This window comes from Streptomyces sp. NPDC014727 (assembly GCF_043083485.1).
Lineage (GTDB): Bacteria > Actinomycetota > Actinomycetes > Streptomycetales > Streptomycetaceae > Streptomyces.
In genome coordinates, this window is the sequence record NZ_JBIBYR010000002.1 from 431,661 (window position 1) to 446,579 (window position 14,919).

12 protein-coding genes and 1 pseudogene are annotated in these 14,919 nt (G+C 71.1%); 4 read left to right on the plus strand and 9 right to left on the minus strand.

All coding sequences use genetic code 11. The features are described 5' to 3' along the window. Positions 1-17: 17 nt before the first annotated feature. From ACF1B9_RS05615 to ACF1B9_RS05640, 6 genes are all read right to left on the minus strand, one after another. Positions 18-1,769, minus strand: a complete 1,752-nt coding sequence (locus tag ACF1B9_RS05615; RefSeq protein ID WP_391739338.1) for a TPM domain-containing protein — start codon at positions 1,767-1,769, stop codon at positions 18-20. A gap of 133 nt (positions 1,770-1,902) precedes the next feature. Continuing rightward, positions 1,903-3,384, minus strand: coding sequence for a glucoamylase family protein (locus tag ACF1B9_RS05620; protein WP_391739231.1), 1,482 nt, complete (start codon positions 3,382-3,384; stop codon positions 1,903-1,905). Positions 3,385-3,663: 279 nt separating this feature from the next. After that, on the minus strand, positions 3,664-4,866 hold the full coding sequence (locus ACF1B9_RS05625) for a glycoside hydrolase family 1 protein (RefSeq protein ID WP_391739232.1): 1,203 nt from the start codon (positions 4,864-4,866) through the stop codon (positions 3,664-3,666). A 93-nt stretch (positions 4,867-4,959) separates the two neighbouring features. Then, positions 4,960-5,880 (minus strand): carbohydrate ABC transporter permease, encoded by a 921-nt coding sequence (locus tag ACF1B9_RS05630; protein WP_391739233.1) that lies wholly within the window; start codon positions 5,878-5,880, stop codon positions 4,960-4,962. Beyond that, positions 5,877-6,869: a carbohydrate ABC transporter permease gene (locus ACF1B9_RS05635; protein ID WP_391739234.1), complete on the minus strand. Its 993-nt coding sequence runs from the start codon at positions 6,867-6,869 to the stop codon at positions 5,877-5,879. Before ACF1B9_RS05635 ends, ACF1B9_RS05630 begins: the two co-directional genes overlap by 4 nt. Before the next feature lie 5 nt (positions 6,870-6,874). After that, positions 6,875-8,125 carry a sugar ABC transporter substrate-binding protein gene (locus tag ACF1B9_RS05640; RefSeq protein WP_391739235.1) on the minus strand — a complete coding sequence of 417 codons (1,251 nt, stop codon included), beginning with the start codon at positions 8,123-8,125 and terminating at the stop codon, positions 6,875-6,877. A gap of 253 nt (positions 8,126-8,378) precedes the next feature. On the opposite strand from ACF1B9_RS05640, the gene ACF1B9_RS05645 reads away from it, so the two are divergent. Continuing rightward, entirely contained in the window at positions 8,379-9,371 is a 993-nt protein-coding gene (locus ACF1B9_RS05645; RefSeq protein ID WP_391739236.1) for an acetylxylan esterase, read from the plus strand. Positions 9,372-9,407: 36 nt separating this feature from the next. Here ACF1B9_RS05645 and ACF1B9_RS05650 read toward each other — a convergent pair whose 3' ends face one another. Further along, positions 9,408-10,460, minus strand: coding sequence for a LacI family DNA-binding transcriptional regulator (locus ACF1B9_RS05650; protein WP_391739237.1), 1,053 nt, complete (start codon positions 10,458-10,460; stop codon positions 9,408-9,410). A gap of 170 nt (positions 10,461-10,630) precedes the next feature. Between ACF1B9_RS05650 and ACF1B9_RS05655 the strand changes: the two genes are divergently transcribed. From ACF1B9_RS05655 to ACF1B9_RS05665, 3 genes are all read left to right on the plus strand, one after another. Next, positions 10,631-11,098: a MarR family winged helix-turn-helix transcriptional regulator gene (locus ACF1B9_RS05655; protein WP_391739238.1), complete on the plus strand. Its 468-nt coding sequence runs from the start codon at positions 10,631-10,633 to the stop codon at positions 11,096-11,098. Positions 11,099-11,163: 65 nt separating this feature from the next. After that, the gene (locus ACF1B9_RS05660; protein WP_391739239.1) at positions 11,164-12,579 is read left to right on the plus strand and encodes an MFS transporter; all 1,416 of its coding nucleotides are present in this window, start codon (positions 11,164-11,166) and stop codon (positions 12,577-12,579) included. Between the two features lie 47 nt (positions 12,580-12,626). Further along, complete coding sequence (locus tag ACF1B9_RS05665; RefSeq protein ID WP_391739240.1) at positions 12,627-13,178, plus strand: isochorismatase family protein; 552 nt, start codon at positions 12,627-12,629, stop codon at positions 13,176-13,178. A gap of 7 nt (positions 13,179-13,185) precedes the next feature. Here ACF1B9_RS05665 and ACF1B9_RS05670 read toward each other — a convergent pair. Together ACF1B9_RS05670 and ACF1B9_RS05675 are read right to left on the minus strand one after the other, a co-directional pair. Beyond that, a pseudogene (locus ACF1B9_RS05670) lies at positions 13,186-13,293 on the minus strand (succinate dehydrogenase/fumarate reductase iron-sulfur subunit); the annotation flags it as partial. A 64-nt stretch (positions 13,294-13,357) separates the two neighbouring features. Continuing rightward, positions 13,358-14,626, minus strand: coding sequence for an AAA family ATPase (locus ACF1B9_RS05675; protein WP_391739241.1), 1,269 nt, complete (start codon positions 14,624-14,626; stop codon positions 13,358-13,360). Between the last annotated feature and the right edge of the window lie 293 nt (positions 14,627-14,919).

The following is a 14,919-nucleotide window of genomic DNA, read 5'->3' on the forward strand; positions in this document are numbered from 1 at the left end:
GATCCCGTTCCACCAGTTCAGAAGTGGCCACCGCCGCGCCGGCCGCGGGTGCCCCCGCCGCCGAAACTGCCCGGACCGCCGCCCCCGCCGCCCAGGATGATGCCTCCGAGCACCGCGTCACCGACCCTGCCGCCCCCTCCCGGCACACCGCCCGCACCGCCCCGGCCCCCGTACCCGCGCACATCCTGTTCGGCCAGGCTCCGGGCATGCCCGGCCAGGGAGTCGGCCTGCTGTGCCTGGGCCAGTGCGCCCTGGGGATCGTCGGTTCCGGCCAGTTCACGGGACCGGCCGAGCCGTCGCTGCGCCTCCGCGAGCCGAGTCCGGGCCCGGCTGCCCACGGCTCCGCGGTGGGTGGTGACGTAGTCGGCGGCGGCGGCGGTCGTCGAACGCGCGGTGAGCGTGGCCTGGTCGAGAAGGGAGCGTGTCCGCCGGTCGCCCCGCTCCCGTCCGCGGGCACCGGCCAGCGCCTTGTCGAGTGCCGTGTTCGCCTCCTCCACCCTGCGCAGCGCGTCGATGGGGTCGTACGGACCGGCCGCCATCGCCTCCCGTACGTCGTCGAGCACCGATGTCGCGCGCGCGATCCGGCCCCGTAGGTCCGCCGTCGAGATGCCCTCGGCGGTGCCTTCGAGGAGCCCGCCCGCATCGGCCAGGTCGGCCTGTGTCCCGGTGAGCGCGGTGGACAGCCGGTCCGCCGCCTCCGCGAGTTCCCGGCTGCGCCGGTCCACGGAGTCGACGAGGACGGTCGCCTGGTCGACGGCGCCCTCGGCGGCCCGTACGTGCACCGCCGCCGCGGTGTTGTTCCCCGTGTCCACGGACTGCCGGGCGCGATTGAGATGGGACGTGGCGAAGACGAGCCGGTCCTTGGCCTGTTCGACGGCGCCGCCGACCGGCGCGGAGGCCGAGTCCGCGTACCGGCCGCGCATCGCGGTCAGAGCGGCCTCGGCGGTGGGGACGCGAGCGGCGAGCGCGCGGAATGCGCTCTCGGCCGTGACCAGGGCCTGCGGGGCGTTGCGTTCCAACGCGCGCAGCCGGTCGAAGTCCTCGGACACGGCGTCGAGGCGGGAGTTGGCGTCCGTGCAGCGGCCGATGATCTCGTCCAGCATCCGGCGCCGCGTCGCGTCGTCCTCGGGAAGGGCGTCGTCCAGCTGCTGGCGCAACCGGAACGCTGTCGTCAGCTCGCCCTTGGCACAGTCGACGGCGTCGGTGAAGGGGGCCGTGGCCTCCTCGCCGAACTGCGCGGTGGCGTGGCCCAGTTCCTCCTCGCTGGTGCGGACCGCGTCGTCGGTGTCCACCAGGGTCCGCATCGCCCGGCCGTCCAGCTCCGGCAACGGGGTCGGCCGGCCCGCCGGGCCGCCCGGTCCGGCGGGCCCCGGGCCCCAGCCGGTCGCACCCGGCGTGGTGCGGGTCGTGGCGCGCCTCCTGCGCCGGGTGTACGCGTAACCGGCGACCACCGCCGCGCCGCCGACGACGACCACCGGCAGGATCAGGTCCACCGCACTCGTCCCGCTCGATTTCCCGGTTCCCGGATCGCGTACGTACACCGCGAAGGGCTGGATGCGGCGGCTGTCGTACAGCCGGTCGAGTGCTGCCGTGACCTGGTCCTTGCGGTTCCCGAGCGCCCCCACCCGGTCGGTGATCCGCCCCTCCCGGGACAGGGTGACGGGATCGTCGGCGCGAGCGGTCGACGCGGTGCCGAGGACCGGCCAGCACACCGTCAGCAGCACGGCGAGAAGGGCCCGGCCCGGTGGGGACATCCGGGTGCGGGTCACGAGCGGCGTCACCTTTGCGAGGCTATGTCCACTCCCGGTCACCCGCGACCCGGCGGCCGGACCCGGAACCGGACCGGGCGGCGTACCGGAAGGGCCGGGAACGCCCCCTCCGCGCACGTCGCCGCGACGCGGATCAGATGGAGAACCGCTCCTTGGCGAGCAGCGGGCGCACCCTCGACTGGAATCCGCCGGTCCGGAACGGCTTCTGCAGCAGGCCGGGACGGATCGCCTGGGCCAGCGCCGCCGCGATCATGCCCTGGTCGAGAGCGAGCATGTAGTCACTGACCCGGCCGGTGCCGACGTTGACGGAGTCCCGGAATCCGTAGCCGTCGTGGTAGGCGCCGAAGTCGCGGTCGAGTGCCCGCAGGTTGGCGATCGCCTCGTCCGGCGCGTAGGGCAGGGCGAGGAAGGAGGCGTGCGGGGTGACCACTCCGTTGGTGAACGCCGAAGGGGGCGGCAGCGGCGCGCCGTCCGTGGTGTACGTGCGGTCGGTGTTGGAGGCGTAGCCGTCGACCTGCATGCCGATCGCGTCGACCCCGTACTCCTGGTACCCGCCCTCGGGGATGTTCGCGGGGGAGAAGCCCCAGTACCCGTACTGCGCCTCCGCCATGCCGTGCTCGATCTGGCTGCGGACATAGCGCTGGTGCGTCCGGCCCCAGGAACGCGGCGACCACTCCGGCTCCGGCACGAACAGCGGCACCATCAGAGCCTCGAACATCGACCCGCCCCAACTGGGCACGATCTTCCGGCCGCGGTGGGTGTAGTGCCCCTGCCAGACGCGTACGCCGTCCATGGCGACGTAACTGCCCTGCGGGTGCTGCTCCTGCCCGTGCTCGGGGAGCATCGTGCGCAGCAGGTGCCAGTAGTGGTCCAAGGGCAGGGAGCCGTCCGCGATGCCCAGGTAACTGGCCATGCGGGGCTCGGTGTTGAGTGCGCCGTAGTGGTGGCCGGTGGGCTCCTCGGTGTCGGTCCAGAACCCGCCGCGCAGCTGGCCGGGGCCGGCGACCGGGTCGGCCGGGTCGTACGGCGTGTAGTAGTAGGACCAGTCGGCGGTGGCCAGGATGCGGGCGACACGGGGACGCAGGGCGGGGGAGGCGTCGGCGGCGATGCGCAGACCGGTGACCAGCCAGGCGTTGTCGACGGAGGAGAGGAACGGACGCACCGGGTCGCCGGTGCCGGGCCACTGGGTCAGGACCGAACCGTCGTGCGCGTCGTACCAGTTGAGCCAGAAGCCGTGGTGGCGCTCCAGCTTCTCGACGGCCCGGACGGTGTGCTCCAGCCGGCGCCGCATCGTGGCGTCGTCGATCACGCCGAGCCCGGCCGCGGCGACGGTCGACCAGAGGCCGCAGCCGATGTTGGTGGGCGACGTCTGGCGCGACTGCACGGGGGCGCCGGGGCCGCTGACGTCGATCTTGTCGACGGCGAGACCGAAGTCGGTCGTCATCGCCTCGATCGAACGGTATGTGTCGCGGAACCAGCGCCGGAGCAGTGCCGTGTCCGGGCCCTGCGCGGACTGTCCGGACTGCGCGGCGCCCGCGGAAGGCACGGAGACGGCTCCGAGGGACAGGGCGGCAGCCCCTGTTCCCGCGGCGGTGAGAAACGTGCGACGGTCCATCAGAACCCCTCGAAGAAGAGCCACCGACTGTGGGCGGTGGGCGGATTTCGTTCGTCGGTCGTGACTGAGGGCGCGGGACGCCGTGCCGCGCGTGCGGCACCCGCGTGGGTGCCGCACGTGGGCGGGGCTGGATACGTGCGGCGCCCACGCGGGCGAAGGGCCTGTCCGGCGGATCAGGGCCGGACGGGGCCCGGCTGTACGGGAACCGGCGTCCGTCAGGTACGCCGGTTCCCGTACGGGCGGGAGCGGTCAGGTCGCTCCCGGTCGGGGGGGCCGACGTCAGTCGGCGATGCGCGGCAGCGCGCGCGTGCGGCCCATCTCGCCCAGCCAGACGGCGGACGGCTTGGGCAGGCGCTCGAAGGTCTCCGGGTCCCAGCCGATCAGGCCGAAGGTCGGCTTGTAGGAGCCCCACTCGTAGTTGTCGAGCGCGCTCCAGGCCAGGTAGCCCTGGATGTTGAGGCCGTCCTCCAGCGCGGACGCGACCTCGTTCAGCGCGCCGGTGTAGTAGTCGACGCGGCGGCTGTCGTCGTCGGTGGCGATGCCGTTCTCGGTCACGATCAGCGGCACGTCGTTGCCGAGCACCTCGGCGGTGTGGCGCAGCGCGTGGCCGACCGCGCAGGGGTAGTACTCCCACTGCGTGAGGGTGCGCTCGGCGTCGTCCGGCGTCGGGATGGGGCCCTCGGGGCCGATCTTGGTCCGGGTGTAGGACTGCACCCCGATCCAGTCGTCGCCGCGGGCGGCCTCGATGAAGACGTCCTCGCGGGGGTGCCGGTAGGCCGCGGTGACCTCCTCGGCACCGGGCAGGGCCTGGTAGACCTGGTTGGCGATGGTCCAGCCGACCTGGATGCCGGCGTCGATCGCCCGGACCTCCTTGACGGCTGCGTGGTGCGCGGCGATGACGGCCCGGGTCGTCTCGTCGTCGGGGGTCGGGAGCCCGGCGGGCGGGAAGCTGTTGTCGCCCCGCTTGGCCTGCCCGGCCATCACGGCGATCATGTTCGGCTCATTGATCGTGCAGACGTGGCTGACGCCCTCGGCGATCACCGGCGCGCAGGCCGCGACGTAGCGGGCGAAGAGCTCGACCGCGCCCTCGGCGGTCCAGCCGCCGCGCGCCTCGAACCACTGCGGCACGGTGAAGTGGTGCAGGGTGATCATGGGGCGCAGGCCGCGCTCGATCGCGCCGTCGACCATCCGGCGGTAGTGGGCGAGCTCGGCCCGGGAGAACCGGCCCTCGACGGGCTCGATGCGCGCCCACTCGATGGAGAACCGGTAGTCGGTGAAGCCCAGACCGGCCAGCGCGTCCATGTCCTCGTGCCAGCGGTGGTAGCTGTCGGAGGCGTCCAGGCTGGGCTCCTGGATGTGGGTGCCCTCGGCGTGCTCCTTGACCCACCAGTCGCAGTTGATGTTGTTGCCCTCGATCTGGTGGGCGGCGGTGGAGGCGCCCCACAGGAAGCCTTCGGGGAACGGGACCTGGGTGTGAGTCATCGCAAACTGTCTTTCTGGTGCGTGAAGGGGTGTGGCCGGCGGAGTGCGGGGCGCGGCCTCGTACGTTTCGGTGGGGCGGCCGCCCGGGGCGGGCTACTTCATGCCCGCCGTGGCGATGCCCTGGGTGAAGTGCCGCTGGAGCGCGATGAACAGGACCACGACGGGCAGGACGACCAGCAGGGACCCGGCCATCAGCATGCCGTTGGATCCGCCCGCCTTGTTGGGGTCCGTGGCGAAGGTGGCCAGGGCGACCGGAAGGGTGTACTTGTCGGGGTCGTTGGTCGCGATGAGCGGCCAGACGAAGTTGTTCCAGGACCCCAGGAACGTGAAGATCGAAAGCGTCGCCAGCGCGGGCTTCACCAACGGCATCACGATCCGCCAGAAGATGTACCACTCACCGGCGCCGTCCATCCGGGCCGCTTCCAGCAGCTCGTCCGGGATCGACTGCATGAACTGCCGCATCAGGAAGACACCGAAGGCTCCGGCGGCGAACGGCAGCACCAGACCGGCGTACGAGTCGATCAGGTGCAGCTTGCTCATCAGCACGAAGAGCGGCAGCAGCATCAGGTTGCCGGGCACCATCAGGGCGCCGAGGACCAGGCCGAAGATCTTGTTGCGGCCGGCGAAGTTCAGCTTGGCCAGGGCGTACCCGAGCATCGAGCAGAACACCAGGTTCGAGACGGTGACCAGCACCGCCACGATCACCGAGTTCATGAAGTACAGCGGCAGGTCGAGCTTGTCGAGCAGGTCCCGGAAGTTCTCCAGGGTCCATTCGGTCGGGATCCACACGGGCGGGCTGGCCGTCAGCTCCTGCTGTGTCTTGAAGGCCGAGAGGGCCATCCACAGGAACGGCGCCGACATGATCAGCAGACCGACCGAGAGCAGGACGTGGACGAGCGGGCGCCTGGGGTTGCGGGCCTTCTTCGGCCTGGACTCCGCCCCGGCCGGCCGCGTGTCCCCGGGCTCCTTCGACGGCGCCGTCGAGACGGCGCCCGGTGCACTGGTGGCGCTCATTTCGTGTTGTCCTTCAGCAGTCGGAGCTGCAGCACCGTGATGCCCATGATCACTACGAAGAGGACATACGCCATGGCGCTCGCATAGCCCATGTGGAAGAAGTTGAAGCCCTCGCGGTACATGTTCAGCGAGACGGTGAGCGTGGAGTCCGAGGGACCGCCCTGGGTCATCACGAACGGCTCCTCGAAGACATTGAGGTAACCGATGGTGGTGATCACCGTGGCGTACAGCAGCGTGGGCCGCAGCAGGGGCACGGTGATGCCCTTGAACTCCTGCCAGACACCGGCACCGTCCAGCCGCGCGGCCTCCCGCACCTCGGTGGGGATGGCCTGCAGACCGGCGATGAAGAGCACCATGACCGTGCCGAGGTTGCGCCAGACGGCCATCGCGATCATCGACGGCATGGCGAGCGTCTCGGAGCCCAGGAAGTCGGGTGAGGTGAGGCCCACTTCGGAGAAGAGTCCCGCGATCAGCCCGTCGCTCGGGTCGAGCACGAACCGCCAGACCACGGCGACCGCGACGATGGTCGTGACCACCGGTGCGTAGAAGCCGACACGGAAGAAGGTCCGTGCCCGGTCGATGCCGTTGTTCAGCAGTACGGCGACGACGAGCCCGAGGAAGATGGTCAGGGGGACACCGATCACCACGAAGTACGCCGTGTTGAACAGCGACGTGAGGAACTTGTCGTCGCTGAAGAGATTGACGTAGTTCTCGAAGCCGATGAAGTTCGCGTCCAGCGGGTGCGTGACATTGCGCAGCCCGAAGTCGGTGAAGCTCATCACCAGCGTGGCGACGATCGGGAACGCCATGAAGACGAGGAAGAGGACGAGGAAGGGAGTGGAGAACAGCCAGCCGGCCACGTTCTGCACGCCCATCGATGGCTTCCTGCCACCCCGGCGACCCGCGGGCCCGGTGGCCGGGGGCGTGGAGCCCCCCGGCCCGGCCTGCACCTTGGCCGACTCCGCGGCCTTTGAGGTCATGGTGCGCATGACTCCTACTTCACGAGGCCTTCGATTTGGGACTGGGCCGTCTTGAGCGCGTCCTCGGCGGACGCCTTGCCCTGGGTCACCTTGGCGATGGCCTGGTCGACCTTGTCGGTGATCTCGGTCCAGTTGGACAGCGAGGGCGAGGACTTGGCGGTGTCCATCTGCTTCTTGAAGACCTGGAGGCCGGCGTCGTCGGCGAGGTCGCCGGAGGTCCAGGCGGCGGTGTTGGCGGGCAGGTCCTTGGTGCGCTTGTACCAGTCGGCCTGGCCCTTGGTGTCCGTCAGGTACTTGATGAACTCGGTGGCGGCGGCCTTGTGCTTGCTGTCCTTGGAGACGACCAGGGAGGAGCCGCCGGCCATGGAGACGGAGGACTTGTCGGCGGGCACGTTGGCCACCGCCCACTTGCCCTTGAGCTGCGGCTGGCCCTCGTTCAGCAGGGTGACGTGCCAGGGGCCGCCGAAGAACATCGGGACACGGCCGTTGCCGAAGTCCTTCACCACGTCGTAGCCGGGCTGCACGGACTTGTTGGAGAGCCCCTTGTCGAAGTACGAGCCGTACTCCTTGAGCGCCTTGACGGCCTCGGGGCTGTCGATGACGACCTCGCCCTTGTCGTTGACGATCTCGCCGCCGGCCGAGTACAGGAAGGAGTAGAAGTTCTGCACCGTGTCCAGGCCGCTCGGCTGGATGGACAGGCCCCACTTGGTTCCGGCCTTCTTCTGGTAGGCCGAGGCGAGGTCCTGCATCTCCTTCCAGTTGGTCGGAGCCTTGCTGACGCCGGCCTTCTCGGCCAGGTCGGTGCGGTAGTAGAGGACACGGGTGTCGACGTACCACGGCACGCCGTACGCCTTGCCGTTCACCTCGCCCTGCTGCCAGCCGGAGGGGAAGAAGTCCTTCTCGTCGAACGTCTTGGTGTCGACCGGCTCCAGCACACCGAGCTCGGCGAACTCGCCCATGTAGCTGCCGCCCATCTGCGCCACGTCCGGCAGGGTGCCGGCGGCGGCCGCGGAGACCAGCTTCTGGTGGGCGACGTCCCAGCCGACCGGGGTCACCTTCACGGTCACGTTCGGGTTGGCCCTGGTGTACTCCTTGGCCACATCCGCGAGCTTCTCGCCCTCGGCCCCCATGGCCCAGACGGTGATCGTCTGCTTCTTGTCCGCGGCGACGTCGTCGCCACCGGAGCTGCCGCACGCGGTGAGACCGAGAGTGAGCGCAGCCGTGACTGCGATACCGATCGAGGTGTTTCTGGCGGTGCGGGACATGGAGGGCTCCTCCTCGAGCAATCCGGATGTATGCGCTGCCTGTAAGCGCATACATTACTCTGCGACAGAGATTCGGGAATCCGCAAGAGGGTGCTAGGTCACACTCGTGCAACGTGTCGGACATCTGAATGTTCAACTTGGCACGGTAAGTGCGCTGTTTGCGAAATTGTGGACGATGTGACCGATTTCGCTGAGGTCCACATGATGATCAACGGCCTGTACCGCCGCGGGCGCGGCCGATACGGTCGGATCCATGGCTTCGTTCGAACACGACTTCCCCTTCGACCCGGCTTACGGGCGTACGCTCCAGGACCTGCTGGGCGTCCCCGCTCCGGCCGCTCCGGACGATTTCGACTCCTTCTGGCAGGCCCGCTACGAGGAGGCCCGCAAGGTCGCCACGGAGCCGGAACTCGGGCCGCCGGAGGAGGAGCGCGACGGGGTACGGATCCACGGCGTGACCTTCACCTCGGTGGGCGGGGTGCGGCTCGGCGGCTGGGTGGCGCTGCCCGTCGAGGGCCCGGCGGAGTACGGATTCGTCATCGGACACGGCTACGGCGGCCGGCAGGAGCCGGGCCCCGATGTGCCGCTGCCGCTGCCCCGGGCCGCGGCGATCCTGCCGTGTGTACGGGGCATGGGGACGCGCGGTCTGCACCCGCGCATCCCGGACGTGTCCGCCGCGCATGTGCTGCACGGCATCGAGTCGCGCGACACATATGTCATCGGCGACTGCGTGGCGGACCTGTGGTGCGCGGCGTCGGCGCTGTGCGAGCTGGTGCCGGAACTGGCGCCGGAGCCGGGCGGCTTGGGGCTCGGATACCTCGGGGAGAGCTTCGGCGGCGGGCTCGGCGCGCTGGCGATGCCCTGGGACGACCGGTTCGGGGCCGCGCAGCTGACGGTGCCGACCTTCGGCAACCATCCGCTGCGGCTCACCCTGCCGTGCATCGGCAGCGGGGAGTCGGTGCGGGGGTACCGCCAGGATCACCCCGAGGTCACCGAGGTGCTGCCGTACTTCGACGCTGCCACGGCCGCGACACGGCTGGAGATACCCACGCTGGTGGCCGCGGCGCTCTTCGACCCCTCGGTGCCACCGCCGGGACAGTTCGCCGTGCACAACGCGCTGGCCGGTGAGCGCGAGCTGCTGGTGCTGAGCGCGGGGCACTTCGAGCACGAGGGCACGGCAGCGGAGGTGGCCGAGCTCCAGGCGGCCCGGCGGCGTTTCTTCGGGGAGCGGCTGGGGCGGGCCTGAGGGCCGCCCCGGGGACCGCCGGGCGGGCCGCTCCCGTCAGCCGCAGCCGCAGCTCGCGCGGCGGATCACCGATACCGGGAGCATGAGCGACACCGGTTCGCGCCCGCTGTTGCCCAGCCGCTGTACCAGCAACTCGACGGCCTGCTCGCCGAGTTGGCGGATCGGCTGGCGCACGGTCGTCAGCGGCGGCCGTACGATCCGGCTGAGCGGAATCCCGTCGAAACCGGTCACCGCGACGTCCTCCGGCACGCGCACCCCGCGCCGCTCCAGTGCGCGCAGCGCGCCCACCGCCATCTGGTCGTTGGCGAAGAGCACCCCCTCCGGCCGTTCGCCGGGCCGGTCGAGCAGCGCCTCCGCGGCCCGCGCGCCCTCGGCCTGCGTCATCGGCTCGGCCCGCAGATCGGGCTCGTCCGGCACCGGCAGTCCGGCGTCGCGGCATGCCTCCTGGAAGCCCAGGAACCGCGCCTCGGCGTCCGGAGAGTCGGCTTCGCCCCCGACGAACGCCAGTCTGCGCAGCCCGTGGTCCTCGATCAGATGGCGGGCCAGTTCACGCTCCCCGTCGGCGTTCGCGACGACGATGTGGTCGAGGTGGTCGATCTCGCGCGGTCCGGCGAGCATCACCACCGGAAGCCGGCGCGATATCACTTCGAGGTCCTCGGTCGGCACGGTCCGCGCCAGCACGGCGAAGCCGTCGACCCGTCCCGCGACCTTCGCCACGCTCTCCGGTCTGCCCTCCAGCGAGGCGGCGATCAGCAGCGCGTAGCCGTGCCGGCGTGCCGCCCGCTCCATGCCGCGGATGATCTGGTCGGAGTAGAGCATCACCGCGTCGTCGGCGTCGCTGTCGGCCTCCGCGTCGGCCTCGGCGTCGGGATCGGCCATGTCGGGGAAGCAGAGGCCGAGCACGCCGGTGGTCCGGCTGGCCAGGCCCCGGGCGTTCCCGCTGGGTACGTAGCCGAGCTGCCGCGCGGCTTCGAGGACCCGCTCACGGGTCTGGGCGCGCACCGAATCGGGGGTGCGGTAGACCCGCGAGACCGTGGCAATGGAGACGCCCGACCGCTCGGCGACGTCGTACACCGTTGGGGCGCTCACTCGACCGACCGTCCGCTTCTTCTTCCGTACCGAAGTACCTGCTGTTGCATGTACCGACCCTCTTTTGAAAGCGCATTCACCCTAGATCGCTGGCTGCTCGACGGGCAAGACCGTCCCAAAACAGACAGGTAACCTTGCAAGATGGCCTGTGCATCTTCTACGGTGAAGGCATGCCGGAACCGACCGAAGCCCGATCCGCGGACCCTCGCGCCGAGCCGACCGCCGAGCACTTGGCGACGCAGCTCACCGCCGCGGTCAGCCGATTGCTGCGACGGCTGCGCACCACGTCGTCGGAGAGCCTGCTCACGCCGACCCAGCGCTCGGTGCTCGCCAGGCTGGACGGTGAGGGCCCGGCCACCACGGCCGCGCTGGCCCGCGCCGAGTACGTGCGTCCGCAGTCCATGCGGCTGACCCTCGGCGCGCTGGAGAGCCAGGGACTCGTCGAGCGGGCGCCCGATCCGGCCGACGGACGGAAGTCGGTGATATCGATCACCGGGACCGGACGCACCACGCTCGCCGCGGTCTGGGCCGCCAAGCACAACTGGCTCGCCGAGGCCATCGCCGCCGAGCTGGACGGCGCCGAACGCCGCACGGTCGCCGAGGCGGCCGAGCTGATCGACCGACTGGTCGGGAAGTGACCGGCCGGCCCTGCGGCCGGGAGCCGACCGGCCGCGAGGCGTCCACGCCGGCGATACGCGAAACGGTGCCGGCACCGGCAGGGACGGCGACCTCCGCGCCGGCGCGGGCATCCACACCGACACCCGCCCCGGGATTCAGCGCCCGCCTCACCGCCCCGCTCCTCATCGGCTCCCTGCTCAACCCGCTCAACACCACGATGATCTCCACGGCCCTGGTGGCGATCGGGCACCACTTCGGCATCGGTGCCGCCGACACCGCCTGGCTGATCTCGGTCCTCTATCTCGCCAGCGCCGTCGCCCAGCCCGTACTCGGCAGGCTCGCCGATCTCCTCGGCCCCCGCCGGGTCTTCCTCGCCGGGCTGGTCGTCGTGATGGCATCCGGCCTGGTCGGCACGTTCGCGCCGGACTTCCGGTGGCTCCTGGTCTCCCGGCTGCTGCTCGGCATCGGTACGTCGGCGGCGTATCCGGCCGCCATGGCCGTACTGCGCGACGAGTCCCGGCGGATCGGCCGCGCGACCCCGCGTCCGGTCCTGGCGAGGCTCTCCTTCGCCGCGCTCGGCAGCGCCGCCGTCGGGCCCACTCTCGGCGGGCTGCTCGTCATGGCCGTCGGCTGGCGCGGCATCTTCGCCGTCAACGTGCCCGTCGCGCTCCTCGCGTTCGGGTCCGCGCTGCTCTGGATCCCGGCGGACCCGCCGCGCGGGCGCGCCGCCGACGGCAGCGTGCCGAAGCTCGACCTGGACCCGCTCGGCATCGGCCTCTTCTCGACCGCGCTCACCGTGCTGGTCGTCTTCCTGCTCGATCTCTCCCATCCCATGTGGTGGCTGCTCGCGCCGTTCGCCGCGCTGACCGGCGGCCTGGTGTGGTGGCAGCTGCGCACTCCCCGGCCCTTCATCGATCTGCGGATGCTCGCGGACAACGGAGCACTCGCCCGTACGTATCTGCGCCACGGTGTGAGCTATCTGCTCATTTACTGCGTGATGTACGGCTACACGCAGTGGCTGGAGGAGGTACGGGGCTACTCCTCCGGGCACACCGGACTGCTGATGCTGCCGATGTCGCTCGCCGCGCTGGTCTGCTCGCTGCTCGGCGCCCGTACGAAGGGGATCCGCGGTCCGCTCGCCCTGGCCTGTGTGCTGCTCACCGTCGGCGCCGGGGTGCTGGCGTTCTTCTCCGGTTCGACCCCGCTCGCCGTACTGCTGCTCGCCGGAGCCTGCTTCGGCATACCGCAGGGGCTGATCGGTACGAGCAACCAGGCCGCCGTCCAGTCGTACGCCCCGCCCGAGAGCATCGGCTCCGCCGCCGGACTCCAGCGCACCGCCCAGTACATCGGGGCCATCACCGCGTCCAGCCTGATCGCCCTCGCTTACGGGCGGTCGGCGAGCGACGGCGGGCTCCACCTCATGGCAGCGGTCTCCGTCGTCCTCGGCCTGCTGCTGATCGTCCTGACCGTCACCGACCGCGCCCTGCGCACCCGTGCCTGAACCGTTCCCCCGAACCGTTTCCCCTCCCGAACCACAGGAGCACCACCGTGACCGCCACCGCCCTGGACCCGAAGACCGCCCTGGTCGTCGTCGACCTGCAGAAGGGCATCGTCGCGCTGCCCACCGTCCACCCCGCCGCCGACATCGTCGCGAACTCCGCGACCCTCGCCGACGCCTTCCGCGCCAAGGGCCTCCCGGTCGTCCTGGTCCGCGTCACCGGCGGCGCCCCCGGCCGCACCGAGACGCCCGGTCACTCCGGCACGCTCCCCGCCGACTGGGCCGAGATCATCCCCGAGCTCGGCCCGCGCGAGGGCGACATCGTCGTCACCAAGCAGCAGTGGGGAGCCTTCTACGGCACCGACCTCGACCTCCAGCTGCGCCGCCGGGGCGTCACCCAGGTCGTGGTGACGGGCGTGGCGACCAGCATCGGCGTCGAGTCCACCGCCCGCTGCGCGTACGAGCACGGCTACCACGTCACCGTGGCCACCGACGCGGTGACCGACATGGACGGCGACGCCCACCGCAACGGCGTCGAGAAGATCTTCCCGCGCCTCGGCGAGACGGACAGCACCGAGGCGATCGTCAAGCTGCTCGGTTGAGGGGGGATCAGGGAGTCTCCCGCCGCCGGATCCTGTTCCCCCGCCACACCAGCGGGTCGGACTTCCGGTCCACGGCCCGTTCCTCCAGCGGGATCAGCGCGTGGTCGGAGCTCCTCGGCTTGAGCACCGACAGGGCGCGTGGGCCGGTTCGATGCGGAGGGCGCAGCCCGGGGCAGACATCACCCCTGCCCCGGGCGCCCACCGAGCCAGGCCACGACGGCGGCGTCCTTCAGACGGACGGCACGGGCACGCGGCTCGGGCGTCAGCTCGGCGGCCCTGGCCAGGGCGGTAGCGGCGGTACCGTACCCACCACGGTCACGCGCCCGCTCCGCGGCGGCCACCAGCTCGGCAGCGACCTGCTCGTCCTGGCCCATCGCGGCTCCGGCCAGGTGCCAGGCGCGGCGGTCGCCCTCGGCCAGCTCCGCCAGCACGGCGTGCGCCCGGCGGATCTCGGCGGCGGTGGCCGCCTCGTACACCGCCGACCGGATGAGCGGATGGCGGAAGTGCACACGCGCGCCCGAGAACTCCGCAAGCCCGGACTCCTCCAGCTCGGCCGGCGCCGACCGCCCGGTCCCGGCCCCCGTGTTCTCCCCGGGCCGTACCGTTCCCTCGGCGGACAACCGGTCGGTGGCGCGCAGAACCAGGCCGAGGTCGGCCTCCACCGCGGCGACCAGAGCGAGCCGCCGGGCAGAGGCGGACAACGCAGCCACCCGATCGCCGAACAACCGGACACCACCGGGAAGCGGGTCGGGCAGCGGTTCGCGCCCCGCGAGCTGCGCCGGTGTCAGGCGGGCGGCGATCTCGCCCAGGGCGAGCGGGTTCGCGCCGGTCAGTGCGACGAGTTCCCGCACCACACCGGGCGGCACACCCCAGCGTGACTCCAGCATCTCGGCCGCTGCGGCTCCGGGCAGACCACGCACCTCCACCGTCAGGGGCACACCCTTGACCGGAGCGTTCCCGCGCACGGCGAACAACATCGCGATCTTCTCTGTCCTCAGCCGCCTGGCGGCAAACAGCAGTGCGTCGGCCGAGGCCCGGTCGGTCCACTGGAAGTCGTCGACCACGCAGAGCAAACCGTCCGGAGCGGCGGCCTCGGCCAGCAACGACAGCACGCCCGCGCCCAGCAAGTACCGATCGCCGTCGCTCCCGACGGCAAGCCCCAACGCAGCGCGGACAGCGTCGCGCTGCGGTACGGGAAGCGCGTCCAGCGAGCCGGTCACCGGCCACAGCACCTGGTGCAGCGCCGCGAACGCCAGGTCGGACTCGGCCTCGACGCCAGTGGTCCGCAGCACGCGCATCGCGCCGCCTCGCACGGCCGCCGCGTCGAGCAGGGCCGTCTTGCCCGCGCCTGCTTCACCTCGCAACACCACCGCGCCGCCAAAGCCGTCGCGAGCCCGCGCGATGACCTCGTCCAGTGCGCTGATTTCCGCGGATCTTCCGTAAAGCACAAACACCCACTGTACGGAGACCTCCGCGCTGCCCCGTCCTCACCAAGTCGCTTCTCACCAACGACCCTTTGCCGGCGGCGCGGTCGCCGACGACACCGTGTACGAGATGGAGCGGCCGGGCCGCGACGCCGCCGAACCCACCGCGCTCGCTGCTGAAAAGCCGTCAATTCCACTTGTTTCCACATGACTTGCTCCCACTTCCGCGGTCGTGGGCGGTCATGTTCATGCGCCTGAGGGTGTCGGGCGTCACGCCCGCGTGGTGAAGAGTGCGGGCCTTCCCGGTCCCGCGCGGC